This is a genomic window from Pseudomonas sp. 67(2021) (genome assembly GCF_017491835.1).
Taxonomy (GTDB): domain Bacteria; phylum Pseudomonadota; class Gammaproteobacteria; order Pseudomonadales; family Pseudomonadaceae; genus Aquipseudomonas; species Aquipseudomonas atacamensis.
The window spans coordinates 1-3,201 of sequence record NZ_JAFGYL010000048.1; the positions used below are offsets into that span (position 1 = coordinate 1).

At 51.1% G+C, this 3,201-nt stretch carries 1 rRNA gene; it reads right to left on the reverse strand.

Features of this window, described 5'->3' with window-relative positions:
* Positions 1-136 precede the first annotated feature (136 nt).
* Positions 137-3,030, reverse strand: a 23S ribosomal RNA gene (locus J5M66_RS26390).
* Between the last annotated feature and the right edge of the window lie 171 nt (positions 3,031-3,201).

Consider the following 3,201-nt stretch of genomic DNA (forward strand, 5'->3'; position numbering starts at 1 on the left):
GACCAGACGGCCTCGCTTCAGCAAATTGGGTATGTGACAGCTTTCGGTGTTTGTGCGTTTCGAACTTTCGGTTCGTTTCGTCTTCACACACCGCAATCTGGTGCCTTTTCAGGTCAGCAAATTGCTTGGGTGTTATATGGTCAAGCCTCACGGGCAATTAGTATTGGTTAGCTCAACGCCTCACAGCGCTTACACACCCAACCTATCAACGTCGTAGTCTTCGACGGCCCTTCAGGGAACTCAAGGTTCCAGTGAGATCTCATCTTGAGGCAAGTTTCCCGCTTAGATGCTTTCAGCGGTTATCTTTCCCGAACATAGCTACCCGGCAATGCCACTGGCGTGACAACCGGAACACCAGAGGTTCGTCCACTCCGGTCCTCTCGTACTAGGAGCAGCCCCTCTCAAATCTCAAACGTCCACGGCAGATAGGGACCGAACTGTCTCACGACGTTCTAAACCCAGCTCGCGTACCACTTTAAATGGCGAACAGCCATACCCTTGGGACCGGCTTCAGCCCCAGGATGTGATGAGCCGACATCGAGGTGCCAAACACCGCCGTCGATATGAACTCTTGGGCGGTATCAGCCTGTTATCCCCGGAGTACCTTTTATCCGTTGAGCGATGGCCCTTCCATACAGAACCACCGGATCACTAAGACCTACTTTCGTACCTGCTCGACGTGTCTGTCTCGCAGTCAAGCGCGCTTTTGCCTTTATACTCTACGACCGATTTCCGACCGGTCTGAGCGCACCTTCGTACTCCTCCGTTACTCTTTAGGAGGAGACCGCCCCAGTCAAACTACCCACCATACACTGTCCTCGATCCGGATAACGGACCTGAGTTAGAACCTCAAAGTTGCCAGGGTGGTATTTCAAGGATGGCTCCACGCGAACTGGCGTCCACGCTTCAAAGCCTCCCACCTATCCTACACAAGCAAATTCAAAGTCCAGTGCAAAGCTATAGTAAAGGTTCACGGGGTCTTTCCGTCTAGCCGCGGATACACTGCATCTTCACAGCGATTTCAATTTCACTGAGTCTCGGGTGGAGACAGCGCCGCCATCGTTACGCCATTCGTGCAGGTCGGAACTTACCCGACAAGGAATTTCGCTACCTTAGGACCGTTATAGTTACGGCCGCCGTTTACCGGGGCTTCGATCAAGAGCTTCGCGTTAGCTAACCCCATCAATTAACCTTCCGGCACCGGGCAGGCGTCACACCCTATACGTCCACTTTCGTGTTTGCAGAGTGCTGTGTTTTTAATAAACAGTCGCAGCGGCCTGGTATCTTCGACCGGCATGAGCTTACGGAGCAAGTCCTTCACCCTCACCGGCGCACCTTCTCCCGAAGTTACGGTGCCATTTTGCCTAGTTCCTTCACCCGAGTTCTCTCAAGCGCCTTGGTATTCTCTACCCAACCACCTGTGTCGGTTTGGGGTACGGTTCCTGGTTACCTGAAGCTTAGAAGCTTTTCTTGGAAGCATGGCATCAACCACTTCGTCACCCAAAGGGTAACTCGTCATCAGCTCTCGGCCTTAAGATCCCGGATTTACCTAAGATCTCAGCCTACCACCTTAAACTTGGACAACCAACGCCAAGCTGGCCTAGCCTTCTCCGTCCCTCCATCGCAATAACCAGAAGTACAGGAATATTAACCTGTTTTCCATCGACTACGCTTTTCAGCCTCGCCTTAGGGACCGACTAACCCTGCGTCGATTAACGTTGCGCAGGAAACCTTGGTCTTTCGGCGTGGGTGTTTTTCACACCCATTGTCGTTACTCATGTCAGCATTCGCACTTCTGATACCTCCAGCAAGCTTCTCAACTCACCTTCACAGGCTTACAGAACGCTCCTCTACCGCATCATCCGAAGATGATACCCGTAGCTTCGGTGTATGGTTTGAGCCCCGTTACATCTTCCGCGCAGGCCGACTCGACTAGTGAGCTATTACGCTTTCTTTAAAGGGTGGCTGCTTCTAAGCCAACCTCCTAGCTGTCTAAGCCTTCCCACATCGTTTCCCACTTAACCATAACTTTGGGACCTTAGCTGACGGTCTGGGTTGTTTCCCTTTTCACGACGGACGTTAGCACCCGCCGTGTGTCTCCCATGCTCGGCACTTGTAGGTATTCGGAGTTTGCATCGGTTTGGTAAGTCGGGATGACCCCCTAGCCGAAACAGTGCTCTACCCCCTACAGTGATACATGAGGCGCTACCTAAATAGCTTTCGAGGAGAACCAGCTATCTCCGAGCTTGATTAGCCTTTCACTCCGATCCACAGGTCATCCGCTAACTTTTCAACGGTAGTCGGTTCGGTCCTCCAGTCAGTGTTACCTAACCTTCAACCTGCCCATGGATAGATCGCCCGGTTTCGGGTCTATTCCCAGCGACTAGACGCCCTATTAAGACTCGCTTTCGCTACGCCTCCCCTATTCGGTTAAGCTCGCCACTGAAAATAAGTCGCTGACCCATTATACAAAAGGTACGCAGTCACAGAACAAAGTCTGCTCCCACTGCTTGTACGCATACGGTTTCAGGATCTATTTCACTCCCCTCTCCGGGGTTCTTTTCGCCTTTCCCTCACGGTACTAGTTCACTATCGGTCAGTCAGTAGTATTTAGCCTTGGAGGATGGTCCCCCCATATTCAGACAAAGTTTCTCGTGCTCCGTCCTACTCGATTTCATGACTAAGAGATTTTCGCGTACAGGGCTATCACCCACTATGGCCGCACTTTCCAGAGCGTTCCGCTAATCTCAAAGCCACTTAAGGGCTAGTCCCCGTTCGCTCGCCACTACTAAGGGAATCTCGGTTGATTTCTTTTCCTCAGGGTACTTAGATGTTTCAGTTCCCCTGGTTCGCCTCTTGCACCTATGTATTCAGTACAAGATAACCATCTTATGATGGCTGGGTTCCCCCATTCAGACATCTCCGGATCAAAGTCTGTTTGCCGACTCCCCGAAGCTTTTCGCAGGCTACCACGTCTTTCATCGCCTCTGACTGCCAAGGCATCCACCGTATGCGCTTCTTCACTTGACCATATAACCCCAAGCAATCTGGTTATACTGTGAAGACGACATTCGCCGAAAATTCGAATTTCTCAACTAAGAGAACTCACAAATTTTACCTTAGCCTGATCCGTTACCAGTGAAAGTAACGTTCAGTCTATCTTTCTATCACATACCCAAATTTTTAAAGAACGATCTAGTC